The 26734-nt window shown below is 65.4% G+C and carries 23 protein-coding genes; 12 read left to right on the forward strand and 11 right to left on the reverse strand.

Annotated elements, in window-relative coordinates; genetic code table 11:
- The first annotated feature begins 23 nt into the window (after nt 1–23).
- The 6 genes from SH602x_RS13390 (at nt 24) to SH602x_RS13415 (ending at nt 7940) form a co-directional block, all read left to right on the forward strand.
- Nucleotides 24–1625, forward strand: a complete 1602-nt coding sequence (locus SH602x_RS13390) for a glycosyltransferase family protein (protein ID WP_479472787.1) — start codon at nt 24–26, stop codon at nt 1623–1625.
- Nucleotides 1626–1776: 151 nt separating this feature from the next.
- Nucleotides 1777–2679, forward strand: a complete 903-nt coding sequence (locus SH602x_RS13395) for an HAD family hydrolase (RefSeq protein WP_479472788.1) — start codon at nt 1777–1779, stop codon at nt 2677–2679.
- Nucleotides 2680–2823: 144 nt separating this feature from the next.
- On the forward strand, nt 2824–4089 hold the full coding sequence (locus tag SH602x_RS13400; protein WP_479472789.1) for a glycosyltransferase: 1266 nt from the start codon (nt 2824–2826) through the stop codon (nt 4087–4089).
- Between the two features lie 41 nt (nt 4090–4130).
- The gene (locus SH602x_RS13405; RefSeq protein ID WP_479472790.1) at nt 4131–5912 is read left to right on the forward strand and encodes an alpha-amylase family glycosyl hydrolase; all 1782 of its coding nucleotides are present in this window, start codon (nt 4131–4133) and stop codon (nt 5910–5912) included.
- A gap of 91 nt (nt 5913–6003) precedes the next feature.
- Complete coding sequence (locus SH602x_RS13410; protein ID WP_479472791.1) at nt 6004–7242, forward strand: glycosyltransferase family protein; 1239 nt, start codon at nt 6004–6006, stop codon at nt 7240–7242.
- Between the two features lie 233 nt (nt 7243–7475).
- Nucleotides 7476–7940 carry a RidA family protein gene (locus tag SH602x_RS13415; protein WP_479467965.1) on the forward strand — a complete coding sequence of 155 codons (465 nt, stop codon included), beginning with the start codon at nt 7476–7478 and terminating at the stop codon, nt 7938–7940.
- Nucleotides 7941–8089: 149 nt separating this feature from the next.
- Here SH602x_RS13415 and SH602x_RS13420 read toward each other — a convergent pair whose 3' ends face one another.
- From SH602x_RS13420 to SH602x_RS13440, 5 genes are all read right to left on the reverse strand, one after another.
- Complete coding sequence (locus SH602x_RS13420; protein ID WP_479472792.1) at nt 8090–9136, reverse strand: Gfo/Idh/MocA family protein; 1047 nt, start codon at nt 9134–9136, stop codon at nt 8090–8092.
- Between the two features lie 106 nt (nt 9137–9242).
- The gene (locus SH602x_RS13425) at nt 9243–10157 is read right to left on the reverse strand and encodes a dihydrodipicolinate synthase family protein (protein ID WP_479472793.1); all 915 of its coding nucleotides are present in this window, start codon (nt 10155–10157) and stop codon (nt 9243–9245) included.
- Nucleotides 10154–11425 carry an MFS transporter gene (locus tag SH602x_RS13430; RefSeq protein ID WP_479472794.1) on the reverse strand — a complete coding sequence of 424 codons (1272 nt, stop codon included), beginning with the start codon at nt 11423–11425 and terminating at the stop codon, nt 10154–10156. Before SH602x_RS13430 ends, SH602x_RS13425 begins: the two co-directional genes overlap by 4 nt.
- Nucleotides 11422–12486, reverse strand: a complete 1065-nt coding sequence (locus tag SH602x_RS13435) for a hypothetical protein (protein WP_479472795.1) — start codon at nt 12484–12486, stop codon at nt 11422–11424. Before SH602x_RS13435 ends, SH602x_RS13430 begins: the two co-directional genes overlap by 4 nt.
- Nucleotides 12487–12518: 32 nt before the next feature.
- Nucleotides 12519–14030, reverse strand: coding sequence for a rhamnulokinase (locus tag SH602x_RS13440; protein WP_479472796.1), 1512 nt, complete (start codon nt 14028–14030; stop codon nt 12519–12521).
- A gap of 299 nt (nt 14031–14329) precedes the next feature.
- Here SH602x_RS13440 and SH602x_RS13445 point away from each other — a divergent pair, with 299 nt between their 5' ends.
- Together SH602x_RS13445 and cysC are read left to right on the forward strand one after the other, a co-directional pair.
- Nucleotides 14330–15091 carry a ThuA domain-containing protein gene (locus SH602x_RS13445; RefSeq protein WP_479472797.1) on the forward strand — a complete coding sequence of 254 codons (762 nt, stop codon included), beginning with the start codon at nt 14330–14332 and terminating at the stop codon, nt 15089–15091.
- A gap of 218 nt (nt 15092–15309) precedes the next feature.
- Entirely contained in the window at nt 15310–15954 is a 645-nt protein-coding gene (gene cysC, locus SH602x_RS13450; RefSeq protein WP_479472798.1) for an adenylyl-sulfate kinase, read from the forward strand.
- Between the two features lie 9 nt (nt 15955–15963).
- Here the strand turns inward: cysC and SH602x_RS13455 are convergent, their stop codons facing one another.
- The 4 genes from SH602x_RS13455 to SH602x_RS13470 form a co-directional block, all read right to left on the reverse strand.
- Nucleotides 15964–17475, reverse strand: coding sequence for an SLC13 family permease (locus tag SH602x_RS13455; protein WP_479472799.1), 1512 nt, complete (start codon nt 17473–17475; stop codon nt 15964–15966).
- Nucleotides 17476–17522: 47 nt separating this feature from the next.
- Nucleotides 17523–18350: a glycosyltransferase family 2 protein gene (locus tag SH602x_RS13460; protein ID WP_479472800.1), complete on the reverse strand. Its 828-nt coding sequence runs from the start codon at nt 18348–18350 to the stop codon at nt 17523–17525.
- Nucleotides 18351–18378: 28 nt separating this feature from the next.
- A complete protein-coding gene (gene waaF / locus SH602x_RS13465; RefSeq protein WP_479472801.1) occupies nt 18379–19434 on the reverse strand; it encodes a lipopolysaccharide heptosyltransferase II in 1056 nt (351 codons plus the stop codon).
- A gap of 81 nt (nt 19435–19515) precedes the next feature.
- On the reverse strand, nt 19516–20139 hold the full coding sequence (locus SH602x_RS13470) for a hypothetical protein (protein ID WP_479472802.1): 624 nt from the start codon (nt 20137–20139) through the stop codon (nt 19516–19518).
- Between the two features lie 504 nt (nt 20140–20643).
- Here SH602x_RS13470 and SH602x_RS13475 point away from each other — a divergent pair.
- The 3 genes from SH602x_RS13475 (at nt 20644) to SH602x_RS13485 (ending at nt 22071) form a co-directional block, all read left to right on the forward strand.
- Nucleotides 20644–21063, forward strand: coding sequence for a VOC family protein (locus tag SH602x_RS13475; protein WP_479472803.1), 420 nt, complete (start codon nt 20644–20646; stop codon nt 21061–21063).
- Nucleotides 21064–21105: 42 nt separating this feature from the next.
- On the forward strand, nt 21106–21489 hold the full coding sequence (locus SH602x_RS13480) for a hypothetical protein (RefSeq protein ID WP_479472804.1): 384 nt from the start codon (nt 21106–21108) through the stop codon (nt 21487–21489).
- A 171-nt stretch (nt 21490–21660) separates the two neighbouring features.
- Entirely contained in the window at nt 21661–22071 is a 411-nt protein-coding gene (locus tag SH602x_RS13485; RefSeq protein ID WP_479472805.1) for a hypothetical protein, read from the forward strand.
- 15 nt (nt 22072–22086) lie between these two features.
- On the opposite strand, the gene SH602x_RS13490 is transcribed toward SH602x_RS13485, so the two are convergent.
- Together SH602x_RS13490 and fusA are read right to left on the reverse strand one after the other, a co-directional pair.
- On the reverse strand, nt 22087–22776 hold the full coding sequence (locus SH602x_RS13490) for a DNA-3-methyladenine glycosylase (protein WP_479472806.1): 690 nt from the start codon (nt 22774–22776) through the stop codon (nt 22087–22089).
- Between the two features lie 98 nt (nt 22777–22874).
- Entirely contained in the window at nt 22875–24968 is a 2094-nt protein-coding gene (gene fusA / locus SH602x_RS13495) for an elongation factor G (RefSeq protein WP_479467949.1), read from the reverse strand.
- Between the two features lie 543 nt (nt 24969–25511).
- Here fusA and SH602x_RS13500 point away from each other — a divergent pair.
- Nucleotides 25512–26675 (forward strand): hypothetical protein, encoded by a 1164-nt coding sequence (locus SH602x_RS13500; RefSeq protein WP_479472807.1) that lies wholly within the window; start codon nt 25512–25514, stop codon nt 26673–26675.
- Nucleotides 26676–26734: the final 59 nt, after the last annotated feature.

The following is a 26734-nucleotide window of genomic DNA, read 5'->3' on the forward strand; positions in this document are numbered from 1 at the left end:
CTCGATCAGGAGTTTCGCCTCGCGTGTCCGCGTTCGCTTCTCTCGCGATTCTGCACTTTCATCTCCAGCCGGGCGGCGTCACGCAGGTCGTCCGGAATCACCTGCTGGCGTGGAACGCGGCGTGGAAGGACGATCGCCCGTTGCCGGTCGTCGTTCTGCATGGTGGGCGATCAGGCGGATGGGACGAGAGTCTTTCGACGAAGCTGGCGAGGCTGAACGTGCGGCTCGTCGCGGTGCCGGAGCTGGAATACGACGACCTCCGCGACGATCGTCCCGGCGACGGCGAACGACTCGCGGAGGCCATCGAACGGGCGCTCTCGCGGTCAGACTTCGCTTCGGAGGCGACGCTGCTCCATTGGCACAACCATTCCATCGGGAAGAACGCCGCGGCTCCCCCCGCGATCGCGCGGCTGGCGGAGCGTGGCTTCCGGCAACTGCTTCAGATCCACGACTTCGCGGAGGACGCTCGACCCGCGAATTACGCCCACCTTCGTGCGTCGCTAATTGTCGGAACAGAGGAGGCCGAATCGCTCCCGCTTTATCCCCTGGCCGAGTCGATTCGCTACGCCACGCTGACGGGACGAGATCGGGCGTTCCTGATCGACGCGGGAATGCCGTCCGTTGCGGTCTCGGTTCTGCCGAATCCCGTGCATGCCGTCAGCGCCGCGCCCGATGCCGCCGCTGCGAGGGCGAAGGTTCTCGCTTCGATCGGACGACCGGACCTTCGCCGGTGGGGGCTCTATCCCGTTCGCGGCATTCGGCGGAAGAACCTCGGCGAGCTGCTCCTCTGGGCCGCGTTCGCCCCGTCCGACGTCGCCTACGGCATCACGCTCCGCCCGGAGACGCCCGCAGAAGCGGTCTCCTATGTCGCGTGGAAGCGAATCGCCGAAGAGTTGCATTTGAGCGTCGCGTTCGACGTCGGAGCGCTTCCGGGCGTCGACTTCGCGACGAACGTCGCCGCCGCCGACGGACTGTTCACGACCAGCGTCGCGGAAGGCTTCGGCATGGCGTTTCTGGAAACGGCGCTCGCGAAGAAGCCCCTGCTGGGACGCGACCTGCCCGAGATCACGGCCGACTTCCGCAAACAGGGGGTCGAGTTTTCGGGGCTGGTCAGCTCGATCGACGTGCCGATTCCCTGGATCGGCGACGCGGGTCTGGCGCGTTTGCGAGCCGCCTATCTCGACCAGTGCGCGACCTACGCGCTGGACGAGGATTTCGGCGACGCATGGGCCCGGTATGCGTCGTCGCTCCGCCAGCAGGGCTCGATCGACTTCGGGGCGATCCTTCCCGATCAGCAGCGCGTCGTGCTGACGAAAGTCGTCCGCGAGGCGTCGGCGCGGAAGGAACTCGATCGAGCCAATCCGCAGTGGGCGAGCCTTCGCGAAGCGTGGGAGCGGGGCGAGGGCGACGCCGTCGCGGCGGAGTCGGCTGAGCTACCTCCGGGGCTCGACTCGTATTCGATCGAACGGCTGGGCGACCGATTGCGCGAGACGGCGCAGTCGCTCTTCGATTGGGCCTCGTTCGACGGCTTCCTGCCGGGCGCCGATTCGAAGAAGCTGGCGCGGAAGTTTCTCGCGCCGGAACGCTTCCGACCGGTTCGTTACGTCGAATTCGATGGTTCCTGACGAGCGGTCGAACGGCGGTTCCCGGTCGGGAGGAGCGTGCTATGATGCCTCCCGATTCAGTTTTCAGCCCCCCGGCGCCGATTCGCCGGCAGAGTCGACCTCGCGTCGCTCCGCCTGGAGCGACGGTCTCTTGCGGGGCGGGAGTCGCAACGTGAGCAGCGCCATGGAGGAGCGGCTGGAAGACCTCGTTCGGAAGCGTCTTCGTCCGCTCGCCCCTCGACCGACCGCAGAAGCGCTGCGCCTTCCTGCGCTTCCAGGGATTCGCGCCTTCGTCTTCGACGTCTACGGCACGCTGGTCATCAGCGCGAGCGGCGACGTCGGTCTGCAGCCGGACGACGTGCCGGCGCCGGCTCTCGCGTTTCGCGAAGCCGCGGAGTCGATCGGACTGTCGGTCCCCGACCCCGAATTTGCGATTCGCGAATACCGCGAGGCGATCGACCGATCGCACGCGAAGTCCAGAGCGTCCGGCGTGGCCTATCCTGAAGTCGATGCGCTCGCGATCTGGCGCGAGACGTTCGATCGACTGGGCGCGGCAGCCGCTGTGCAGGAGAAAGCCGCGCTCCGGCGGTTCTCGCTGGAATACGAACTCCGGGCCAATCCGATCTGGCCCATGCCGCACTGCCGCGAGACGCTCGCGGCGATCCGCAATGCGGGGTTGCCGCTCGGCATCGTCAGCAACGCTCAGTTCTACACGCCGATTACGCTGGCGGCCGTTCTCGATGCGAGCCTGTCGGACGTGGGCTTCGAGGAAGGGCTCTGCTTTTACTCGTTTGAACATGGCCAGGCGAAGCCGGGAACGTACCTGTACGAACTCGCTGCGCAGGCGTTCGAGAGACGCGGCATCGCTCCGGCCGAGATCCTGTACGTCGGGAACGATCTGCTGAAGGATGCCTGGCCGGCATCGCAGGTCGGCTTCCGCACGGCCCTGTTCGCTGGCGACGCCCGAAGTTTGCGCAAGCGCGAAGGCGACGAACGCGTGCGCGATTTTCAGGCCGACGTCGTGGTCACCGATCTGTCGCAGTTGCTGACGTACCTTCCTGTCTCGGAACGCTAGTGCATCATCGGCGTCGAGAATATGGGTTCCGCGCTATCATCGATGCACTCGTTGCACCTTGCCGCCGAATCACTTCGTGATCGGGTGACGTTCCGCGTCACCCGACGAAGTCGGGTTTGACGCTCCACCAAGGCTCTCGAAGATATGCCTGCCCGGATCGGATTCGTATCGACGCGCTTCGCCGGCACCGACGGCGTCTCCCTGGAGGCGACGAAGTGGGCGCAGGTTCTGTCCCAGCGTCAGCATCTGAGCTACTGGTTCGCGGGCAAGAACGATCGCTCGCCCGCGATCTGCACCACCGTTCCCGAGGCCTACTTCGGCCATCCGGACATCGAGTGGGTCAACGAGCGGGTCTTCGGCGTTTCGCACCGGAGCGCCGAAGCGACGCGCGTGATCTACCAGTTGGCGGAGAAGCTTAAGCATGAGCTTTACGAGTTCGTTCGCAAGTTCGAAATCGATCTGATGATCGTGCAGAACGCGTCGGCGATTCCCATGAACGTGCCGCTGGGAATCGCGATCGCTCACTTCATCGCGGAGACAGGCTTTCCGACGATCGCCCATCATCACGACTTTTACTGGGAACGGGACCGGTTCACGATCAACGGCATCGCCGACATCCTCGGCATGGCCTTCCCGCCCGCGCTTCCGACGATCCAGCACGCGACGATCAACACCCCGGCGCAAAGCGCGCTGGCGCGCCGAACCGGGGTGTCGTCGACGCTGATTCCGAACGTCCTCGACTTCGCGAACGCACCTCCGTCGCTGGACGATTATTCGAGCGACTTCCGCCAGTCGATCGGGCTCGAAGCGGACGACATCCTCTTTCTGCAGCCGACGCGCGTCGTCCCCCGGAAGGGCATCGAACACGCGATTCAACTCGTCGCCGCGGTCAAGAACCCGCGATGCAAGCTGGTGATCTCGCACGAGTCGGGCGACGAGGGGCATGCCTATCTATCAGCGCTGTACGAGATGGCGGCGCAGCAGGGCGTCGACATGCGCGTCATCGCGACGAAGGTGAGCGACAATCGCGCGACCGACGATTCAGGATCCAAGATCTATACCCTGGCGGACGCCTATTCCCACGCGGACTTCATCACCTATCCCAGCCTGTACGAGGGCTTCGGCAACGCTCTGCTCGAAGCGTTCTATTTCAAGAAGCCCGTGCTGGTGAACCGCTACTCGATCTACATCTCCGACATCGAGCCCAAGGGATTCGACGTCATTTCGATGAGCGGTTACATCACGAAGGACACCGTCGAGCACGTTCGCAAAGTCATCCGCGACGACGATTACCGCCAGCGGATGGTCGAACACAATTACGAGGTAGCGAAGAAGTTCTTCAGCTACGAGGTCCTTCGCCGGAAGCTTCAGGCGCTGATCGCGAACCTGACCGGTAGCGATCTCTGGTAACTGCGGCGGACTGCCGTTCCTCCTGTCGCCGCGAGTCCCTGATGAACGAGTCGAAGCGAACTTACTCGCCCTCTGCCGCTCTGGAACGGCTGCGCCTCGTTCTGGCAGAACGATTGACGGCGATCTACGCGGACGAGCCGGTCGATCGCGAGCGTCTGCTGGAACGGCTGGTCGAACGAACGGCGAAGACGGCCGAAAGCCTCGCCTCTTCGACTTCCGGCGAACAAGCCGAATCCGGCGGCCTCTGGAGCGAACGGGACGTCCTGCTCATCACGTACGGGGACCAGGTGCAGGCGCCGGATCGCCCCGCGATGGCGGCGCTGGCTGAGTTTCTCGAGCGTTACGACCTGCAGGAAGTTCTGAGGTACGTCCACCTGCTGCCGTTTTATCCCTACTCGTCGGACGACGGCTTTTCGGTCATCGACTACCGACAGGTCGAACCGACGATGGGGGACTGGCCCGACGTCGAGCGGCTGGGGGAGAACTTTCGCCTGACGTTCGATCTGGTCCTGAATCACTGCTCCGCGAAGAGCGACTGGTTCCGCAGGTTCCTGGCGAGCGAGTCGCCTTACGACGATTACTTCGTGACCGCCGACCCGGCCAGCGATCTGTCGCAGGTCGTTCGCCCGCGTAGCCTGCCGCTGCTGACGGAGTTCGAGACCGCGAAGGGTCCGCGGCACGTCTGGACGACATTCAGCGCCGATCAGGTCGACCTCAATTTCCGGTCGCCCGACGTGCTGCTGGAGATGGTCGACATCCTGCTCGGCTACGTCGAGCGCGGCGCCCGGATGATTCGCCTCGACGCGATCGCCTACCTCTGGAAGGAGGTCGGTACGAGCTGCATCCATCTTCCTCAGACGCACGCGGTCGTGAAGCTGCTTCGCGACGTCGTGGACGCGCTGCCGGTCAACGTGCTGCTGCTGTCGGAGACGAACGTTCCGCATCGCGAGAACCTGTCCTACTTCGGCGCGGGCGACGAAGCGCATATCGTCTACCAGTTCAGTCTGCCGCCGCTGTTGCTCGACGCGTCGCTGAGCGAGGACGCGACGTTCCTGTACGCCTGGCTGCACGGCCTGGGGCAGGCGCCGGAGAACGCGACCTTCCTGAACTTCACCGCCTCGCATGACGGCATCGGCGTGCGTCCGCTCGAAGGCCTCGTCCCCGACGAACGCATCGACCGGCTGGGTCAGGCCGTCCTCGCGCGAGGCGGGCGCATCAATACGCGCCGGCGACCCGACGGCCGCGATACGCCCTACGAACTGAACATCACCTATTTCGACGCGCTGAACGCGGAACCCTCGCTGCCGCCGGAACTGCATGTGCGAAGGTTTCTGACGACGCAGGCGATCATGCTGGCGCTCAAGGGTTTGCCTGCGGTCTACTTTCAGAGCCTGATCGGCGGAAGGAACGACTACGAAGGTCTCGAGCGGAGCGGTCACAATCGGCGGATCAACCGCCGGAAGTTCGACTACGGCGAACTTTGCGAAACGCTCGACGACGCGACGTCCATGCAGCGGGCCGTCTTTTCGCAGTACCGACAGATGCTCGCCCGGCGAAAGACGCTCGCACCGCTGCATCCCGACGGCGCTCAGCGTCCGATCGAACTCGGTTCGCCGAAGCTCCTGGGCGTGGAACGAACGAGCGTCGAGGGAACCTCCCGGCTGCTCCTGCTGGCGAACTTCGCGGGCGAACCGATCGAGGCGACGCTTCCGCTCGACCTGCGAGACGGCGGCTGGCAGGACGCTCTGGACGGAACGACGCACGGGCGATCGCAAGGCGTTCCGCTGGAACCGTTCGGATTTCGCTGGCTGATCGAAAAATGACGCCCTGACTTGCCGCCAGTTCGCGAGATCCAAGAATGCGGCGACCGAATCTTGCCCCGTTTGCCGCTCGCCCTTCTGACTGGGACCTCGTATGCCCGATTTCGTTCAGCACGGTCAGGTCACGACCCTTCACGATCTGGGCACGACCGACGCCGAGCATCTGGAGAACGTGCTGACGAAGGCGACGCGGCGATTCAAGATCGGCCTGGTGCTGCCCGTCACGGAAGGCGATATGCGGGCCGACCCGTTCCGCAATATCGTCACGAAATTGAAGGGCGTCCCCTTCATCGATACGGTCTGCGTCGTCCTCAACCGGGCTCCCGAGGTGGACGCCTACCGCGAAGCGCGCGAGATGGTCGCGCAGATCGGTCCTCGGGCGGAGGTGGTCTGGGGCGACGGTCCGCGGGTGACGGCGCTTTACCAGCAACTCATCGATGCGGGGCTCGCCTGCGGCGCGCCTGGCAAGGGACGCGCCGTCTGGACGGCGTTCGGCTACCTGATGGCCGACCCGGCGATCAAGGCCTTCGCGCTGCACGACTGCGACATCGTGAATTATGAGCGCTCGATCCTGGCCCGGCTCTGTCTGCCGATGGCGCACCCCGCGCTCGACTTCGAATTCAGCAAGGCCTTCTACGCCCGCGTCACCGACCGCATGCACGGGCGCGTCGTGCGGCTGCTCGTCGCGCCGCTGGTGCGGGCTCTGATGGCGGTGTTCGGGTACGACCCGTTTCTGACGTTTCTGGACGGCTTTCGTTATCCGCTGTCGGGCGAATTCGCGATCACCGAACGGCTCGCCCGGTCGAACCGCATTCCGAGCGACTGGGGTCTGGAAGTCGGCACGCTGGCGGAAGTGTTTCGCAACACGTCGGTGAAGCGGGTCTGTCAGGTCGACCTGGGCATTCCGTACGAGCACAAACACCAGACCCTGTCGCTGAACGATCCGCAGCAGGGGTTGCTGAAGATGGCGACCGATATCCTGACCAGCATCTTTCGGACGCTGTCGAGCCGCGGAACGGTGATCAGCCCGGCCCACGTGCTGACGATTCGATCCGCCTACGTGCGTGCCGCGCAGGACGCGATCCGGCAATACCACGCCGACGCGGTCTTCAACGGCCTCGCCTACGATCGGCATTCCGAAGAGCAGGCCGTCGAAGGCTTCGCGGACCAGGTCACCGCCGCGGGCGAAGCGATTCAGAAGGATCCCGCCGGCGCGGAAGCCATTCCGACCTGGAGCCGCGTCCTGGCGGCAGCGCCGGAGTTTCCCGCGCTGCTGCGCGACGCCGCCCGGGACGACGCTCGGGAATATTGCGGCGCAGAGTCGGCGCTGTAGCAGATCTCGACATGAACGGCTGCGAGCCTCGCTCGGGTGGCATGCCCACGTCGCGATAGCAGCGTGGGCATGTCAGGTTCGGCCGGCCCTCAGCATGCCCACCCTTCCTGCGGAGATGTGGGCATGGCACACGAGCGAACCGTCCGACCTGACAAGGGCGCTGGTCCGGAAGGGCGTGAGCGGATTCAATGTCGGCTCGACCGCATGCTTCCGTTCGCTCAAGGATCCCGACGATGTCGTTCGACGCCCGCCTCGCCGAACTCGGCCTGTCGCTGCCGCCGCTCCCCAAGCCCGCCGGAGTCTACAAGCCGGCCGTCACCGTCGACCGCTGCGTCTATCTTTCCGGGCATGGCCCGCTGCTCGACGACGGCACCCTGATCAAGGGTCGCCTCGGCGCCGATCTGGACGTCGATGCCGGCAAGAACGCCGCGCGGCAGACGGGTCTGGCGATGCTGGCCACGCTCAAGGCCCATCTCGGCAGCCTCGACCGGGTCGACCGCGTCGTGAAGGTCCTGGGCATGGTGCAGTGCACGCCCGAGTTCGGTCAGCAGCCCGCCGTGATCAACGGCTGCAGCGAGCTCTTCCGCGAAGTCTTCGGCGAAGAGCTCGGCGTCGGCGCCCGCAGCGCCGTCGGCTTCAGCGCTCTTCCAGGCGGCATGGCGATCGAGATCGAAGCCATCTTCTCGCTGAAGAGCTGAATCCGGTTCGATGCATCGCCCTTTCGTGTGCCACGGCTGGCTTGGCCGGCTGTGCCGAAATGGCGTACGTCGCAAGCACGGCTGGCCAAGCCAGCCGTGGCACACAACCTTGTGAGCTTAGGCGTCGCGAGACGTGCAGCGAAAAGCAATCACGCGATCTCGACCGACCGGTTCTCTCGCACCGAAACGGTCTGTGCTTCGCAGAGTTTCACCGCGTCGCGGGCGAGGTCGCCGTCGAGGATGGGCGAAGCGTCCGCTGCGGCGAGCGCCCGTTCGACTTCGCGAATCTCGGCCTCGAACGAGCTGACTTCGTCGCCTCCGCCGAAGCTCGGCCGTTCGACCGAGCCGTCGGCGTGGAGGACCTTCATCCCCATCGTCTCGTTTTCGTCGACCAGCGCGGCGAACTCGAAGTGGAGCGTCGCCTTTTCGAAGTGGATCTCGTATCCGTGCGTGAAGGGGCGCCCCTGCTGGTCGATGACGCCGCTCGCCGCCTGCACGACGGGTCCGCCGGCGCCGTAGTCGAAGAACGTCTGGCAGTAGCTCACGACTTCTCCGCGAATCCGGCCTTTGCTGAGCACGCTCTCCGGCATGCCGAACAGCAGGCGGATGAAGTGGGCGTCATGCACGTGCAAGTCGATCAGCGGTCCGCCGGCGCCCTGAGGATCGTAGAAGTCCTTCAGCCAGAGCGGGTCGGAGATGACTCGCTTGAACGATCCGCCCAGCAGCTTCCCGAAGCGTCCGTCGCGTGCGGCGGCGAGAGCGTAGGCGTACTCCGGAAAGAACGGCAGAACGTGCCCGACGAAGAGCCGCTTGCCTGAGGCGTTCGCCGCGTCGACCAGCGTTTCGCAGTCGGCGGCCGTGAGCGCGAGCGGCTTCTCGCAGAAGACATGCTTTCCCGCCTTCAGCGCGGCCAGCGTCGACGCCACGTGCAGATTCGGCGGCAGGCACAGATCGACCAGATCGATCTCGGGATCGGCCAGAGCTTCGTCGAGCGTGGCGTAGGCCTTCACCCCGGTCAGATCGACCTGCCGGCCCGGCGGTCCGAAGTTCCCCTGGATGCCGGTCCAGTCGCCCGAGCGCTTCTTCGCGTCCCGCGTGACGATGGCGGCCAGCTTGCAGGACGACGACAGGCGTTCGTAGGCCAGGTAGTGAATCCAGCCCATGAAGCCGACGCCGACCAATCCGATCCTGAGCATGAAGGCGATCTCGCTGCGGTTCTGCGGAGGGCGATGGAGGAGGCGTAAGTTTACGACGGATGAACGCGGACGTGCTCGGACCGCCGAACGTCAGGAGCCAAGTCTTTCAGACCGCGACCCAGTCGAAGAAGCCGAGACGTTCCAGGTCGCCGCGAAGCTGAAGCTGCCGCTCGGGCGAAAGGCTCGCATTCGGCAGACGGGGCGAGCCGACGTCGACGCCGAGGAAGCCCATCGTCGCCTTCGCCGCGGCCATGTAGCCGTAGCGTGCCAGCGTTTCGATGAGTTGAACCGATCGAAACTGTTCCTGCCGCGCGGTCGCCAGGTCGCCCCGTTCGAACGCCGCGATAATGCGATTCGAGATCGGCGCCGCGACGTTGTAGCTGCTCCCGACGGCGCCGGTCGCGCCCAGCGCGAGCGCGGCCAGCAGCATCTCGTCCATGCCGAACGGCATGTCGAAGCGTCCCCCCTCCGCGTGCAGGCAACGCTGATACGCGGCCAGGTCGGCGTTCGTGAACTTGATCCCTGCCAGCGTCGGGATCTTCGGCCCGGCGGCTTCGAGGAACGCCGGAGAGGTGAGCGTCACGCCGGTCATCGACGGAATGTCGTAGTAATAGAACGGCAGACCGGGCGCCGCAGACGCGATCTCGGCGTTGCACGCGACGAGCGCGTCCATCGAAGCGGGCTTGAAGTAGCTGGGGCAGACGGCAGCGATCGCCGAGGCGCCGAGCGACTGTCCCTGCGAGGCGAGCGTCTTCGCGTCGGCGATGGAGTTCGCCCCGACGTGAACGACGACCTGCAGCGGCGCCTGCGTCGCGATCTCGGTCCAGCGTTGTGCCAGGGCGAGGCGCTCTTCGACGGAGAGCGAGCTGCTCTCGCCCGTCGTTCCGCCGATGAAGACGGTCGAGACGCCCGTTCGCAGCAGATGCTCCGCCTGTCTCTCGACCGCGGCGAGGTTCAGGCTGCCGTCCGCATGGAAGGGGGTGTGCGTGGCGGCGACGAGACCTGTCAGCTTCATGCTCATGCGGAGGGTTTCTCGGTCGCGAGTTCGGGGCGAGGACGAATCAGCAGCACGGTCACGATCGAAAGCAGCGCGACGCAGGCGAAGATGCCGAACGAGACGTTCAACGGCGTCTTCAGGTCTTCCAGGCGTCCGAAGCCCCAGTCGGCGAGGCCGCCGCAACTGATGCTGACGAAGTTCATGATCCCGTAGCCGGTCGCCCGCAGATTGGGACGCACGATCTGGGAGAGGATCGGCATGTTGTTGCAGTCGAAAAAGCCCCAGCCGAGCCCGAACAGGATCAGGAACAGCACGGCGACCCACAGCATACCGGAGTTGCCGACGCCGAAGATGGCAGGCGCGATCAGGCCGACCCCGATCGCGCTAACGTAGATCCGTGCGCGAGAATTCGTGCGGCTCCAGCGGTCGGCTAGGTAGCCTCCGGCCGCGGCGCCTCCGATCGCGGCGAGTTGCCAGGGGAGCGTCGCCGCGACGCCCGCGAAGCCTTCGCCCAACTCGAACCGCTTCCGCAGAATGGCCGGCATCCAGTCGCGCACGATCCATGCCGCCATCGCCGGCAGCGTGAAGTACAACACGAGCAGCAGGAACGACGGGTTCGTCAGCAGCGCCCGGAGGCTGGCGAGGGGCGAGCCGGGCCGCTCCTTCAGGCCTGCCGTCGAGGACCGATCGTCGCGGAGAAACGCGACCAGCGGGATCGCGTAGAGCATTCCGAAGATGCCGCACGCGACGAACGCGGAGCGCCATCCGAGGTAAGGCGAGGCCGCGACGTACCCGCCGAACCCGCCCGCGATGACGCCCAGATAGATGGCCGTCTGGTGCAGGCCCACGGCGAAGGATCGCGTCCCCTGCGTGTGCCGGTCCGCAATCAGCGCGAGCGCCGCGGGAATATAGAACGCCTCGGAGAGACCCATCAGCGACCGGGCCCAGATCAGTTCGTCGTAAGTGGTGACCTGGCCCGTCCACCACGTCACGCCCGACCAGACGAACAGGCTGCCGCAGATGGTCAGGCGCCGGCTGAAGCGGTCCGCGACGTACCCGCCGATCAGGCTGAAGACGGCGTAGACCCACTTGAACTGGCCGAGCATGAAGCCCCACAGTTCCTGGGAGTTCTCCGCCTGGCCCAGCGTGGAAATGTCGGCCATGACCGAGGCCTGCATCGACGCCAGCATCTGCCGGTCGAGATAGTTGAGCAGCGCCACGGGCATCAGCAGGCCGACGGCGATCCAGGCAGACGCGGGGACCGAATGGCGATCTTCCAGCATCGCCTTCATCGGTCACTCTCCGTCGTGAACGACCAGACCTCGGGCGAGCGAACGCCGGGATGCATCTCGCCGCTGGGGACGATCCAGCCACCGAAGCCGAAGACGGAGGGAACGGTCACGCGCGGCGCGGGGATCTCGCCCGCAGCCGTCCAGGAATCGTCGCTTGCGTCGTATCGCAGGATCCTCTTGCTGAAGCCTGCATGGGCAGCGGGAGCGACGCCGATCTGCGAACCGTCATCGCCGCCGAGCACGTAAAAGCCTCGTACATCCGCGGGAGCGGGCGACGGCGCCGCGACGGAAGGGGAAGGCAAATCGGCAACTCGCGTCCAGCCGGCTCCGGGATCGTAGCGCCAGGCATCGGACAGATAGCGTCGAGCGACCGAGCCGTCGTTTCCTTCCGCCAGCGCGGCGCCGCCCGCGATCCAGAAAGCTCCGTTGGAACTCGCTGCGACGGCGAGCATCCGCCCATCGCCCGGTAGATCGTCGAGCCGCTTCCAGACGAGCGGCTCGGCAGGCAGATCGAGCGACCAGAGCGTCTTGAGCGCGACGCGCGAGTCAGGGCGTTCCTGTCCGCCGGCGACGTAGAGCGTCTCGCCGACCAGTGCGCCGCACGCGTTGGCGACCCTCGTCGGCAGGGAGGGAAGGTCGGTCGTGACGAGCTTCCCTTCCGACCAGTCGAGTCGAAACGCGTCCGCGTAATGCTGCGTCGCGTCGCTCCCTCCGACGCAGACGACGCCCCCTGCGTGGGTGACGCTTACGCCGTAACCGAGCGGTCGCGGAAGCTTCCCGGCGAGTCGCCATTCTGCCTGCGGCCCGTCGAGGATGAAGACCTGGTCGTACCAGACCTTCGTTCCGCCCTCCCACGGCTTTTTGCCGGGGAAGTTGGCGCCCCCCGCGACGATCAGCGCTCCGCCGCTCATGCCGGCGAAGGACCCGGCGAAGCCTTCGTCATCGGGGAGCGCTGGAAGCCGCTTCCACTCGTCGCCGCACGCGACCGCGCCGAAGCCAAGCGCCAGGAACGTCGTCAGACAGCGGAAGACTCGGGCAGCGAGGCGAACGTCGCTTCTCATCGCGCCTCCTCCGCTTCGACCCGTCGATTGTTTCAGCGAACGCCCATCGCCAGCAGCGCCTCGAATCGCCCGTAGGCCTGGTCCCAGGGATCGGAGGGGCCGGGCAGGTATTCTTTGACGTCGAAGCTGCGACGAATGACCTCGCGAGCCTCGGCGATCGAGCCGAACGAACCGTCGGCGATCGCCTGTACCATCACGACGCCCAGGGCCGTCGCTTCTACGGGACCGGCCAGCACGCGGCGGCCGCAGGCGTCTGCGGTCATTTGACACAGAGCCTCGTTCAGGCAGCCTCCGCCGACGATGTGGATCGTCTCCAGTCGCTTGCCGACGAGCGATTCGAGCATCGTCAGCACCATGCGGTAACGCAGCGCCAGGCTTTCCAGGATGCAGCGAATCATCTCGCCGCGGTGCTCAGGCGGCGCCTGATTCGTCTGGCGACAGTAGGACTGGATCTCCTCCGGCATGTTCCAGGGCGCCGTGAATCGCGGCGCGTCGGGATCGACGAAGCTGCGCAGCGGCGGCGACTCCATCGCCCGGGCGACCAGTTCGTCCCAGGAGAGGTCGATGCCGGCGTTGCTCCAGATACGGCGGCATTCCTGCACGAGCCACAGCCCGCCGATGTTCTTGAGCAGCCGGGTCGTGCCGCCGACGCCCGCTTCGTTGGTGAAGTTGAGCTTCAGGCACTCCTCGTTGACGACCGGATGAGGCATCTCGACCCCCATCAGCGACCAGGTGCCGGAGCTGAGGAAGGCCCAGTTCGGAATCTCGCCCGGCGAACTGGCGGCAGGCGCCGCGAGGACGGCGCTGGCCGTATCATGCGATCCGGGAATGACGACCGTCGCGTTCTTCAGGCCCGTTTCGGTCGCGACCGATGCACGCAGCTTTCCGAGCTTGGCGCCCGGCTGAGCCAGCTCGCACAGGATGTCGCCCGGCAGGTCGAACGCCTGAAGGAGTTCCGCGGACCAGCTTTGAGTCAGCGGGTTGTAGAGCTGCGTGGTCGAGGCGTCGGTGACTTCGTTGACCTTCTCGCCCGTCATCCAGAAGTGGAACAGGTCGGGCATCATCAGGAACGTGCGGGCCGACTCCAGTTGCACGGAGTTCGCCCGCTTCATCGCGAAGAGCTGGTAGAGCGTGTTGAACTCCATGAACTGGAGCCCCGTCTCGGCGAAAATCTCTTCCCGGGACCGGATCGCGAAGGCGTCGGGCAGGATGCCTTTCGTCCGGGCGTCGCGGTAGTGAAAGGGTTCGCCCAGCATGTCGCCGTCGCGATCGAGCAGCGCGAAGTCGACGCCCCAGGTATCGACGCCCAGGCTGATTACGCGTTCGCCGTACGTGCGATGGGCGAGCCGCATCCCCTCCAGAATGTTGCTCCAGAGCGTCAGCGCTCCCCAGTGCAGACGCTCGTTCGCGAGAATGCCGCCGTTGAAGAAGCGGTGGACTTCCTCGAACCGCACGCGCGTCCCATCGAACAGGCCGGCCGTGACGCGTCCGCTGGAAGCTCCCAGATCGATCGCGAGGTAGACCTTCTCGGCAGAGCCGGACATGCGGGAACTTTCGGCAGAAAAGCGATGAGCGGGGGAGGGAAGCGGCGCCAGGCAGTCGGCTGCAGGACGCAGCCAGCCTGCGGCAGCCGTTTCGCGAGTCCGCCGCATGGTGACCCGTCCCCCCCGGTGCGTCAAGTCGCCGACCGGAACGGGCGTTCCTGATCTGTCGGCATCCCCGAAATAGGCAGGTTTCGGCGCCGGGGGTTGTCGCGGCTTCGAAGACCGGCAAGATGGTCGGGAACGGGAGCGAAACAATGTCGTCGCTCCTGCCCCGTACCGATCGCGTCCGAGGAAGAGTCATGCCGCCCGAACCGCGCCTGCGCGTCACCGTCTGGAACGAGTACCGGCACGAGAAGGAGAACGCGCGGGTATCCGACGTTTATCCCGACGGCATCCACGCGGTCATCGCGGACGGCCTGTGCGAGAAGCTCCGCGAAGGCGTGCAGGTGCGGACCGCCACGCTCGACGAGCCCGAGCATGGATTGACGGACGAAGCGCTCGCCCAGACGGACGTGCTCTTCTGGTGGGGGCACAAGGCCCATGACCAGGTGCAGGACGCGATCGTCGAAAAGGTCCGGCAGCGGGTGCTGGAGGGGATGGGTCTCGTCGTCCTCCACAGTGGGCATTACTCGAAGATCTTCCGTCGACTGATGGGGACCGAGTGCATGCTCCGCTGGAGAGAGGCGGGCGAGAAAGAACGCCTCTGGATCACGTCGCCGGGGCATCCGATCCTGCAGGGGATCGACGGCGAATACTTCGAGCTCGAGCATACCGAGATGTACGGCGAGTTCTTCGACGTCCCGCAACCCGACGAACTGCTGCTGATCAGTTGGTTTCAGGGGGGCGAGGTTTTCCGCAGCGGCATGACCTGGCGGCGCGGGCAGGGAAAGGTCTTTTACTTCCGCCCCGGACACGAGACGTACCCGATTTACTACGACCGGAACGTGAAGACCGTTCTCGCCAATGCGGCGAAGTGGGCGGCGCCGACGCCGGGATCGTACAGCTTCACGGCCCGCCACGTCGATCAGCCGATCGAACCGCTTCCGAAATACGAGGGGTAATCTCTCGTAGGGTGGGTCATTGACCCACCTGTATTCGGTGAGGCGGTTGACGACGGGTCACGCCCTGGCGGCATATCTCGGACCGTTCAGCACGGCTTCGGGAGACGGTGGGTCAATGACCCAACCTACGGAAGAGCAAGCGGGGCGCCTGCCCTACGGGAAGCGGCGTGCTATAAGAACTTCCATCGCTCCCTCCTGCTTTCTTTGCCGGCCCGTTCATGTCTGACGCTCCTGTCCATGTGGTGTGGCATCGTCGTACGGTCGAGCGGCCGCGCGGCAGGGTTCTATGGTTCACCGGACTCTCCGGCAGCGGCAAGAGCACGGTCGCGAACGAGGTCGAGAAGCGCCTCGCCGAACGGGGCGTGCTGACCTATCTGCTCGACGGGGACAACCTGCGGCACGGCATCAACGCCAGCCCGGCGCTGTTGCGAGAGGAGTTCGGCGAAGAGCACGCCCAGCGCTTCGGCCTGGGCTTCGGCGAGACCGACCGCAGGGAAAATATCCGTCGGGGAGGCGAGGTGGCGGAACTCTTCTGCGCCGCGGGCTTTACCGTCCTGGCGGCGTTCGTGAGCCCCTATCGCCGCGACCGCGACGCCGTCCGCCGACGCATCGAAGGGCAGGGCGCCGCGGGCGACTTCGTGGAGATATTCGTCGACGCGTCGCTCGCCACGTGCGAGTCCCGCGATCCGAAGGGCCTGTATAAGAAGGCGCGAGCAGGCGAGATCTCCGGCTTCACCGGCATCGACGCACCGTACGAAGCGCCCGAGCGGGCGGAGATTCGCCTCGCCGCATCGGATCAAGCGCCTGGAACGCTGGCGGAAGAAGTGCTCCGCTATCTGGATGAGGCGAGCCCGTCGCGCTGAGGCAGATCGTCAGCGCGGCGGAACAGCGGCGGAAACCGACGGCTTCTCCGAGGCAGGTTCGGAGGCCGCGTCGCCGACGATGGAAGCCTTCGTTCCGATGGGTTCCCGCCCGAACTTCCCGTCCGGCGGAATCATGAACCAGCAGACGCCCGCGACGAGAATCGTTCCGGCCAGATTCAGCCACAGTCCGGGCCGGGCCATCTGAGCGGTCGTCAGCCGCTCGGCCCCGAAGACGATCGCGTTCGGCGGCGTCGCGATCGGCAGCATGAAGGCGCAGCTCGCCGAGATCGCAGCAGGCAACATCAGCATCGCCGGGTCGACGCCGGCTCCGATCGCTGCCGCGGCGAGCGCCGGCATCAGCAGCGATGTGGTCGCGGTGTTCGAGGTGAACTCCGTCAGGAAGGTGACCGTCAGCCCGACGACGGCGATCAGGACGATCGGCGGCACGCCCTGCAGGCGACCCAGTTCGCTGCCGACGATCGACGAGAGTCCGGTCTCCTTGAACGCCGCCGCGATGGCCAGCCCGCCTCCGAAGAGCAGCAGCACGCCCCAGGGAATGCGCACAGCCGTCGGCCAGTCGAGCAGTCGGGTCGCTCGGCCTTCCTTGTCGCGTTCTCCGCTGGGGATGAGGAACATAACGATCACTGCGGCGAGACCGACCGTGGCGTCATGCACGTTCGGCAGATCGAGCCACTCCGACCAGCCGCCGAACGGAGCGCTGCGCGTGATCCAGAGCAGGGCCGTCGTCGCGAAGACGAGGAAGACCAGCGTTTGCCCTGTGGTCCAGGGTTCGGTCGAGTCGAACGCCGCCTTCGCAGGTCCCGAGAGTCTCCAGGTCAGGACGACCGCGGTAACGACGAAGAGCCCCGCCGCGACCGGCGCACCGACGGTGAACCAGGAGACGAAGTCCACGCCGCGTCCCGTCGCCTCGGCATACGCCGCGGCGAAGATGCCGTTGGGGGGCGAACCGATCAGCGTGACGATCCCGCCCACCGAGGATCCGTAGGCGACCGAGAGCAGCAGCGGAGCGTCGAGCCGACGGTCGCCCTGGCGCTCCAGCACCGCGATCGCGACGGGAAGCAGAATCAGCGCCGTGGCCGTGTTCGAGATCCACATGCTGCAGAATGCGGACGCCGCCAGAAAGCCCAGGACGATACGACGCATCGAACCGTCGCCGACCAGGCGCATCATTCCGCGCGCGACCTGCAGATGCGTCCGCGACTTCTCCGCCGCTTTCGAGAGCATGAAGCCCGCGAGAAAGAGCAGCACGAAAGGATCGCCGTAGGCGGCCGCGAGGTGCGACTGCGTGAGCACGCCGCCGATCGGGAAGACGACGAACGGAATCAGCGCCGTCGCGGGAATCGGCAGCGCCTCGCTGCACCACCAGATGGCGCACAGAGCGGTCGTCGCCGCGACCAGCGACTGCTTCTCGTCCAAGCCGATATTCCGGCACAGCAGCCACGCGACAATCGCCGCGATCGCTCCGCCGAGGGTCGCTATCCAACGCCAGCCGTCGTTCATTCGGGGCAGTATAGTCGCGAGCGGCGCGAGCGAGGCCGGGCGACCGACTAGGCGGCGCGTCGCGACTCGCGGTCAGCCTGCGCTGCGGCGAACTCCGCTTCGCAATCAGGCTGGGGCAACGCTTCGCAGAGCTCCCACAGCCGGGCCTGCTTCAGGAAGGAGTAATACCCCGCGAGCGCGGCGAGCTGCATCCCGACCATGCCGTCCAGAAAGCCGAGCTGAAACACGTAGCACCGTAGCGCCCGGAGCGGTCCGTTCGTGAGCAGCTTCAGCGCGCTGGGTCGCTTCCCCGCGTCGCGCCACTGCTCTGCCTGGATTCGGGCGTAGCGATCGAGCTTCTTCACGTACTGGTCGTAGGACCAGAGCGTGTAGTGCAGCATCTTCTGCTTCAGGCGCCCGACGCGACCCGTAGAGACGACGATCTCGCCATGATCGCTCGGTCCGACGTAGCGTCCCCGATCGCGATGAAACAGCCGGATGCAGGCGTCGTTCCGCCAGCCGGAGAAGCGGACACGGCGGCCCATGAAGTAGTTCTCGCGACCGATCCAGTAACCGTCGGCGTCCGGGCCCTGTGCTTTGATTCGGCGAATCTCCTCGGCCAGCGCGGGCGTCACCCGTTCGTCGGCGTCGAGGAGCAGGACCCACTCGTGCGTCGCCTGCGGGATGGCCCAGTTCTTGAAGTCGCCGGAAAAGACGTACTCCCGCTCCACGACCCGGCAGCCGAGCGATCTGGCGATCTCGATCGTACCGTCGGTCGATCCGGAATCGGCGACCAGCATCTCGTCCGTCAGATCGCGGAAGCTCTCGATGCACGCGCGCAGATTCTTCCGCTCGTTCTTGCAGGGAATCAGGCCGGTGATGCGGATCGCGGACATGGTCGAAAGCCGGTATTGAAGGCGCCGCTCAGGCGACGTGGCGGTCGGCGTCTTCGAGCAGACGCTTCGCCTGCCGAAGAATGCTGGCCGGCGTGAGTTGGACGAGGCAGTCGTGATGCGCGAGGGGGCACCTGGACTTCCAGCAGGGCCGGCAGCCGAGTTCCAGTTCGGCGTACGTTTCCAGGCCGCTGTCGTTGCTGGTCCACGACGGATCGGTCGACCCGAAGATCGAGATCGTCGGCCGGTTCAGCGCGACCGCGACGTGGCGCGGTCCTGAATCGGTACTGATGACCAGATCGGCCCGTGCGATCAGCGCCTTGGTCAGCCCGATCGGAAGGTCCTTCGCGAATCCCATGCTGGCGACGCGGGCGTCGTCGATTCGCTCGACGAGCGCGTTCGTCGCCTCCCGTTCGCCCGGGCCGCAATGAAAGAGGACGCGGCAGTCGTGCTCGCGAACGAGCTTCCGCGCGAGTCTCGCGGCGTGATCTTCGGGCCAGACGCGGCTCGGCGAAGTCGCAGCCGCGTTGTTGATCAGGACCAGCGGATAACGCGAACTGAATCCGACCCGAGAGAGCAGGGCTTCCGGGAGCTCTCGCTCGGCTTCGGTGACCGTGAGCGACATCGAACGATCGTGCGTCTCCGCTCCGAGCGCGCTGGCCAGGCCGAGGTAGTAATCGATCGCCGGGATGGGCAACCATTTTCCCGCGGCACGCGGCGCCGAAAGGCGATCGGTCAACAGCCAGCTTCGGCCATCTCTTGCATAGCCGATTCGCCGCTTCGCGCCGCTGAAGCAGGCCTGCGCCGCGACGGAGAACGAATTCGGAAAGAGAACGGCGACGTCGAGGCGCCGGGCGAGCCGTCGACGCAGCGTCCAGAAGTTCGCAGCGGGATCGTTCGCCTTCGCCCGCTTCTTGAACGGGAGAAACTCGTCGAAGAAGTCGCTGCCTGCGAACAGGTCGGCCAGAACCGGTTTTCCGACCGCGACGATCCGTTCGCCGGCGAAGCGTCGGCGGATCGCGCGCAGAGCCGGCGTCGCCATCACGGCGTCGCCGATCCAGTTCGGCAGAAAGAGCCCGATTTCCATGCGGCCGTTTTAGCCGAACGGCCTCTTTCGCCGGAAGGTCGGTTCCTCTCCGTCTTGGAGGATGGGCGTTCCAGGAGCCTCCTAGTGGCCGCAGGAGGTGCAGCGGGGGGTGTAGGCTCGACCGACGGAGTGGGAATGCGAGCCGTAAGAGACCGGCATGCCGCCGCCGCATCCGCAGCTCCCCGCGGATTCGCCGCAGACGCTGCATCCGCCGTGCTTCATCACGCCGCAGCCGGGACCGCAGTTGTTGTTGCAGCCCCTGGTAGCGCAACTGCCGTTGCGGTAGCCCCACGGAACGAAGCGGCTATACCGCATCCATTCGGGGCAGCATTGCTCGCCGACGTAGTTGCCGCACTGATCGCAGGGGTCGCAGGCGTCAGGCGGATCGCTGATCCATTCGCCCCAGTAGACTTCGCCGCATCCGGCGCCGCAGCCGCCGAACAGGCCGCAAAGATGATCGCCGGGACCGGTCGGAACGCAGTAGGTGCGTTCGAACGGACCTCCCGAGCGGAGCGGTCCGCAAGGACCGGCGGCGCCGCAGGGATCGCACCCGCCGGCGGATCGCCACCCTCCGGGCATAGCGCATTCGCCGCATTGGGACATGGCGCAGCCGCCGCAGTCCGACATGGCGCGATAGCCCGAACACCCCGAGAGGGCGACGGCCACCGCGGTCAGCGCCAGCGCCGATAGCGTCGAACGAAACATGGCGAGGTCCTTCTTGCCGAGTCGTCGATCGCGACTGTCGCAGCGAACAAGCTCCGCGACGTCACGTAACGGAGCCTCCTCTGCCGGTCGCACGCGAGAAGTCTCGCGTACGGTCGGTCCAGAGGGAACGAGCCCCGGTGGGGACTATCGTCCGCCTCCGGCCTTTCCTTCCGAAATTCCGCGCAATCCGATAGAGCTTGCCGAGCCTGCGGCAGTTCCGCCGTCCATCGCTAAGGCGGGTCAGCATTTAGCCCGTGTGGGCCATGGCTGGGTTGCCCAGCCGTGCGACCCTTGTGGGCGAGGCTCCGGTCGCCGAGTCTCGTCATGACGCATGCGCGTTCGAAGCGTCCTGGCATGGACGAGCGTGTCCACGCTTAGGCACGGCTGGACAAGCCAGCGATGGCACACGAACGATATCCACTTCGACGGATGGCGTTGTTTCGGAGGAACCGGGCGCTTACCATCGGGACGCGATCCTGACCGTCAGCTTGGAACTTCCGTCGTATGGCTCCGATTCCTCTCGCGTTTCTGCACCATATCGCGCGGGCGACGGCGGACGTCGAACGGTGTCGCGACTTCTACGTACAGATGCTCGGGTTTCGCGAGTTGCCGCGGCCGCCGTTCTCTTTCCGCGGAGCCTGGCTGTTCGGGTACGGGTTCCAGATTCACGTGATCGAGAATCCGGATCTCGCGCCCGGCGCTTCGGAAGAGATTCATTCCCGGGGCGAACACCTGGCGTTCGCGACGACCGATCCAGCGGCCGTACGCGAGCGACTTCAGGAGGCGGGGGTCCGCTTCCTCGAACGGACGAACGCGGGCGGCGCCCAGCAGATTTTCTTTCAGGATCCGGACGGCTACCACATCGAAGTCGCCGCGTACGGCGACCCCGCGGTCGGCTACGAAGGCCGTCCGATGACTCCGTGACCTGACGCGTTTCCCCGTGACTGCCAGAGAAGGATTTCGGCGATGACGTTTCGTTCGTTCGCTCCGTTGATCGCGACGCTGCTCGTCGCCGCATTCTGCACCGGCTGCGCTCCGTCGGTCGAGTCGCAACTCGTCGGCAAATGGAAGCCGGAAGCGGAGATGCCGATGATGACCGACGTCCAACTGAACATGACGGCCGATCGTCGGTTCGAGGTGACGCTCGCCTCGCTGATCGGCACGAAGAAAATCGTCGGCGACTGGGAGTACCTGCGCCCGGAGGGGGAGGCGCACCTGCTGAGCGTTCGGGTCGACGGCGCCTCGTCGTTCGACGAGCGGACGTTCACCATGCCGACGAGCGATTCGCTCGTCATCAACCTCGATCCGCTGGGCGGAGTGCGGCTTGTAAGGGTCGTCGAGGGTCGCTGACGACCGGTACGACCGGTTCGATCGTCAGAGTCGACGTCGGCGCCGGGCGCGTCCCTTACGACCGTCGGCGACTCCGCCCGTTCACTAGTTCGAAGAGCGGTCGACGGCGGCGCGGCAAGTCCCGGCAAGGTAGAATGCCGAGTCACGATTCGTTCCCGCGGAAGTCTGTCTATGTTCGCCCGCTCGAACCAGCGTCGCTCGTTCCCCGCCCTTTCGCTTGCCCTGGCGGTCGTCGCCGCGGCTCTCGTCATGACAACCGGTTGCTCGCCCTCCACGGACGATCGGCTGGTCGGCACGTGGGTCGGTCAGAACGTCGACCCCCAGACGAACAAGCCCGGCAAGACCACGATCACCTACACCTTCCGCAAGGACGGCAACCTCGACGTGCAGATGTCGGCGGCCGATACGCCGTATCCTTCGCAATGGTCGGTCCTCTCCTGGGAGGGCGACCTGGTCACGATCCAGATGCTGAACTACCAGCAGGAATGGGTCGTGCGCAAGGTGAAGATGAACGGTACGGACGAGTTCGAAATGCGGGACGACGCCGACGAACTGGTCGGCACGTTCAAGCGGAACCCCTGATCGATCGCGTTCCGGTCAGTCTCGCCAATACGGCGGAAGCAGGTCCAGCGGCTCGGCGTGCCAGCGCCGAAGACTGCTGACGAACCGCGACCCGCGGAGAAAGAACCGCAGCGGTCGCTCGCTTGCCCGCGTGATCCCGACGCGGGGAGAGACGGCGATCCGGTTCTCTTCCTGCATCGGTTCGTCCGGCGCAGCGATCCAGAGGGGTCCGCTTTCGTCGAACGGCACGTGGTTAAACGTCCGGTCGACGGCCATCGCCCGACAGAGACGGGCGGGTCCGCGGAGCCAGTCGAACCGCGAAAGGCCCGGCGATCGGGCGGCGAAGAACGCTTCGCCCCGCATTGGTTCGGCAGCCCGGATCAGCACCCCGGTGCCGCTCCCCTCGCGTTCGGTGACCGCGTTCAGGCACCACTTCGCGTGGATCGGATAGACGTATGCGCGGCCAGGCGGACCGAACATGGCCGCGTTCTTGTTATTGGGCCCTCGGTACGCATGGCTGGCAGGGTCTTCGGGGCCGAGATAGGCCTCGGTCTCGACGATCCGGGCGGCCAGCAGTTCTTCCGCGACGCGGCGAAACAGAATCGCGCCGATAAGCTGCGGCGCGACCAGGTCAGGACGACGATCGAAGAACGAAGCCGCCAGCGCTTCTCCCGGGGCAGGGCGCTCTCCGTCGGGCAGACTCGGTCGCTTCGTCGTTTTGGCCATGCTGTACGGGAGCTAAACGAAAAACCCCGACGAGCGACGCTCGCCGGGGTCTTGTTTGGGAAGCAGGCTTCGGATCGCCGCTCGCGTCAGTCGGTGCTCTAGTTGGCGGCGACGAGTTGAGCCGCCTTCTTAGCTTCGATGATGTCCTTCTGGATGTTCGACGGAGTCTTCCCGTAATGGGCGAACTCCATCTCGAACGACCCCTGACCCTGGGTCATGTTGCGGAGCTCTCCCGAGTAGGAGAAGAGTTCCGCCAGGGGCACCTCGAACGTCGCCCGGGCGATGCCGTCCGAACCGGTCTCCGACGAGACGACGAGGCCTCGCTTCGAGATGATGTGGCCGGTGACGGCGCCCTGGAAGTGCTCGGGGCACTCCACGGTCACCTTCATGATCGGCTCCAGGATCGAAGGAGAGGACTGCGGGAAGTACTCCCGGAAGCACTCCTGCGACGTGAGCTGGAACGCCATGTCGGACGAGTCGACGTCGTGATACGAACCGTCTTCGATCACCACGCGAAGCTTGACGACCGGGAATTCCGCGAGGGGTCCCTTGTCGATGATGGCCCGGAAGCCCTTCTCGATCGAGGGGATGTATTCCTTCGGAATGCGTCCCTGAACGACCTTGCTCTCGAAGATGAAGTTTTCCTCGACGCCGTCCTCGATCGGTTCCATATAGCCCTTGATGTGGCCGTACTGACCCGATCCGCCCGTCTGCTTTTTGCGCTTGTGATCGAAGTTGACCCGCTTGGTCGCGCTCTCGCGGTAGCTCACCTTCGGATCGCCGACTTCCAGATCCACCTTGTATTCGCGGCGGATGCGTTCGACGTAGATTTCCAGGTGGAGCTGACCCATGCCCGCGATGATGACCTCGTTCGTTTCCGAGTCGGTGAAGACCTGGAACGTGGGGTCTTCCTTGCGGAAGCGCTGGAGCGCCTTGGCGAGTTTGTCCGCGTTGGCCCGGTCGGCAGGAATGACCGCCTGCTTGATGACCGGGTCGGGCACGAACATGTTCTCCAGCGAGCAGTAATTCTGCTCCGAGGAGAACGTGTCGCCGGAGGCGCAGTCGATGCCCATGACGGCGATGATGTCGCCGGCGTCGGCCGAGTCGATTTCTTCGCGCTTGTCGGAGTGCATCCGGACGAGGCGGCTGAAACGTTCCCGCTTGCCCGTACGCTGGTTGTAGTACAGCTCGCCCTTCTTGATGCGGCCCTGATAGACGCGAGTGTAGGTGAGCTGACCGAACGGATCGTCCATGATCTTGAAGGCCATGCCGACGAACGGCTTGGTCGGATCAGGAACGAGCGGGAACGACTCTTCCGGGTTGTCGAACTTCTTCGCCTTGATCTCGCGATCGAGGGGCGACGGAAGGTAAGCGACGACCGCGTCTAGGAGAAGTTGCACGCCCTTGTTCTTGAACGCGGAGCCCATGAAGACGGGCGTCGCGTTCGATTCGATGCAGGCGCTGCGCGTGACCTTCACGATCAGCTCCTGGCTGATTTCCTCTTCGGCCAGCAGCAGTTCCATCAGCTCGTCGGAGTACATCGCGAGCGCTTCCAGCATTTCCTGGCGCGCGGTCTTGGCGTCGTCGAGCAATTCGGCGGGGACTTCCGCTTCGCGGATTTCATCGCCTTCCTTGCCTTCGAAGTAATACGCCTTCATCTTGACCAGGTCGATGACGCCGACGTGGTTGATCTCCTGGCCGATCGGGATCTGCATCACGACGATGTCGGCCTTGAGCTTCACCTTCAGGTCGTTGCAGACCTTCTTGTAGTTGGCGCCCGTGCGGTCGAGCTTGTTGATGAACGCCAGGCGCGGCACGTGGTAGCGCTTCATCTGACGGTCGACCGTCAGCGACTGCGATTGCACGCCGCCGACGCCGCACAGCACGAGCACGGCGCCGTCGAGCACGCGGAGCGAACGTTCGACTTCGATCGTGAAGTCGACGTGGCCCGGCGTGTCGATCAGATTGATGTGGTGGCCGAGCCACTGCAGGGACGTGGCGGCTGACGCGATCGTGATGCCGCGCTCGCGCTCCAGGTCCATGTTGTCCATGAACGCGCCGTCGCCGTCGCCCTTCACGTCGTTGATTCGGTGAATGCGACCGGCGTAGAAAAGAATCCGCTCGCTCAGGGTCGTCTTACCGGAGTCGATGTGGGCGGAGATGCCGATGTTGCGGACTTGCTCGAGATTCATGCCTGAACACGTACCGTAGCTAGAGAATGAGCGTCTGAACGGAGTCAGTCCGCCCGGACGAACAGGCCCGGCGCGAAGCGTCTCCCCGGACCGTGATCCGGGGCGCAAACTCTGCGCCCGAGCGAACCGCACGCGCGATCCGGTAAATCGACGTCAGCGGAATTCTCCGCATGATAAATTTTTTTCGCAACCGGGAAAGGCCAAATCCTTCCCCCGTCGCAGACACTAAGCTCCGCCGCCTGATGAAGATTCGCCGTAGATGACGCCGCGAAGCGACAGGTCGGCGAGTCGGCGATCGCGAAGCTAGAGGCGCGGAATCCGTCCTTCAGCCGGAAGGACACGACCCGCCGTCGATCGTTCCGAGACGCGTGCAGCGATTTGGATGCGCGGCGGAAGCGACGGGTTCAACTCTTTCCACGCATTCCGCTTAGGTTTTCCCGCGGCGGCGCGACGGCCCTGCGAGGAGCCTATAATCGGGCTTCGCCGGCGAGGGACGCCGGAGCCGCTTCTTATCTGCCCGCCGCCTTTCCTCCGCTTCCGCCCATGTCGACTGCTGCCGACCGTTTCGACACGCTGCGCAACGAACTTGACCGGGCAGGAATCGACGCTCTGCTCGATCGACTGATCGAGGAATTACGCAAGGATCAGGACTTCCCTGCCCTGTACCAGTCGTTGCAGATGCGACTTCGGCGGTCCCTGGGGCTGCCGATGCTCACGCCGACGCCTGCCGACCGACTTGACGAGGAGACGCAGCGGAAGCTGGAACTGGGCCTCGTCGAAGCATGCAAGGAGGTCGGCATCGGCCTCATCCGATCGGGATCGATCCGGGAGGGATTCCTCTATCTTCGCCCGGTCGGCGATCGGTCCCTGGTCCGGGGCGAACTCGACCGGGTGACGCCGGACGACGAGAATTCGGAGGACCTGATCGAGATCCTGTTGGGCGAAGGGATCGACGTCGGACGCGGGATGCGTCTGCTCATCGATCGCATGGGAACCTGCCAGGGGATCACCGCGATGGAGAGCGAACTGGCCCAGCGCAGCCGGGAAGATCAGGCCGCCGCGGCGACGGCGCTGGTGGAGAACCTGCACGCGGAACTGATGGCGACGCTGACGGGGGAAATCGCCGCGAAAGAGGGCGAGCGACCGACCGACAAGTCGCTGCGAGGCCTGGTCGCCGACCGCGAGTGGCTCTTCGACGACAACAACTACCACACGGATACGACCCACCTGTCGGCGGTCGTCCGTTTCGCGCGGGTGGTCAGCGACCGGCAGGTTCTGGCCAAGGCGATCGACCTGACGCATTACGGCGCGGCGCTCGCTCCGATGCTGCAGTACGCGGGCGACGAACCCTTCGCGGACCAGTATCCGTCGCATCGCCTGTTCTTCGAGGCTCTCGTCGGGAAGCGCCAGGACGAGGCGGCGAAGTTCTTCGCCGATAAGGCGGAGGCGCTGCGGGATTCGAACTTCGGAGCCTACGCAGCCGAGACGCTGGTCGATCTGCTCGACCGGATGGATCGGTCGCAAGAGGCGCTCGCCGCCTACGAACGCTTCGTCGATCCGCGACGGCCGTCGCTGGGCATCGCTCCCGATCTAATCGAGCTGTCGCGGAAGGCGAGCAACTTCGACATGGCGCTCGCTCAGGCGACGCAGCGAGGGGGAGCGTTCGAGCTGGCCCGCGTCCTGCTCGCCGCGAAGGGCGAACGCTAGCAGCCCGTCGATCTTCTCGACCGGCTGCTACTTGCGGCAGGGATGCCGCGACGAAAACG

This window comes from Lignipirellula cremea (assembly GCF_056501455.1).

Bases quoted from the DNA above. Each gene is read 5' to 3' on its own strand.
- cysC (WP_479472798.1), top strand. From the start codon at position 15,310: ATGTCTGACGCTCCTGTCCATGTGGTGTGGCATCGTCGTACGGTCGAG.
- SH602x_RS13425 (WP_479472793.1), bottom strand. From the start codon at position 10,157: ATGAGCATGAAGCTGACAGGTCTCGTCGCCGCCACGCACACCCCCTTC.
- SH602x_RS13485 (WP_479472805.1), top strand. From the start codon at position 21,661: ATGTTCGCCCGCTCGAACCAGCGTCGCTCGTTCCCCGCCCTTTCGCTT.
- SH602x_RS13455 (WP_479472799.1), bottom strand. From the start codon at position 17,475: ATGAACGACGGCTGGCGTTGGATAGCGACCCTCGGCGGAGCGATCGCG.
- SH602x_RS13460 (WP_479472800.1), bottom strand. From the start codon at position 18,350: ATGTCCGCGATCCGCATCACCGGCCTGATTCCCTGCAAGAACGAGCGG.
- SH602x_RS13440 (WP_479472796.1), bottom strand. From the start codon at position 14,030: ATGTCCGGCTCTGCCGAGAAGGTCTACCTCGCGATCGATCTGGGAGCT.
- SH602x_RS13470 (WP_479472802.1), bottom strand. From the start codon at position 20,139: ATGTTTCGTTCGACGCTATCGGCGCTGGCGCTGACCGCGGTGGCCGTC.
- waaF (WP_479472801.1), bottom strand. From the start codon at position 19,434: ATGGAAATCGGGCTCTTTCTGCCGAACTGGATCGGCGACGCCGTGATG.
- SH602x_RS13415 (WP_479467965.1), top strand. From the start codon at position 7,476: ATGTCGTTCGACGCCCGCCTCGCCGAACTCGGCCTGTCGCTGCCGCCG.
- SH602x_RS13445 (WP_479472797.1), top strand. From the start codon at position 14,330: ATGCCGCCCGAACCGCGCCTGCGCGTCACCGTCTGGAACGAGTACCGG.
- SH602x_RS13435 (WP_479472795.1), bottom strand. From the start codon at position 12,486: ATGAGAAGCGACGTTCGCCTCGCTGCCCGAGTCTTCCGCTGTCTGACG.
- fusA (WP_479467949.1), bottom strand. From the start codon at position 24,968: ATGAATCTCGAGCAAGTCCGCAACATCGGCATCTCCGCCCACATCGAC.
- SH602x_RS13405 (WP_479472790.1), top strand. From the start codon at position 4,131: ATGAACGAGTCGAAGCGAACTTACTCGCCCTCTGCCGCTCTGGAACGG.
- SH602x_RS13420 (WP_479472792.1), bottom strand. From the start codon at position 9,136: ATGCTCAGGATCGGATTGGTCGGCGTCGGCTTCATGGGCTGGATTCAC.
- SH602x_RS13400 (WP_479472789.1), top strand. From the start codon at position 2,824: ATGCCTGCCCGGATCGGATTCGTATCGACGCGCTTCGCCGGCACCGAC.
- SH602x_RS13480 (WP_479472804.1), top strand. From the start codon at position 21,106: ATGACGTTTCGTTCGTTCGCTCCGTTGATCGCGACGCTGCTCGTCGCC.
- SH602x_RS13500 (WP_479472807.1), top strand. From the start codon at position 25,512: ATGTCGACTGCTGCCGACCGTTTCGACACGCTGCGCAACGAACTTGAC.
- SH602x_RS13475 (WP_479472803.1), top strand. From the start codon at position 20,644: ATGGCTCCGATTCCTCTCGCGTTTCTGCACCATATCGCGCGGGCGACG.
- SH602x_RS13410 (WP_479472791.1), top strand. From the start codon at position 6,004: ATGCCCGATTTCGTTCAGCACGGTCAGGTCACGACCCTTCACGATCTG.
- SH602x_RS13490 (WP_479472806.1), bottom strand. From the start codon at position 22,776: ATGGCCAAAACGACGAAGCGACCGAGTCTGCCCGACGGAGAGCGCCCT.
- SH602x_RS13430 (WP_479472794.1), bottom strand. From the start codon at position 11,425: ATGAAGGCGATGCTGGAAGATCGCCATTCGGTCCCCGCGTCTGCCTGG.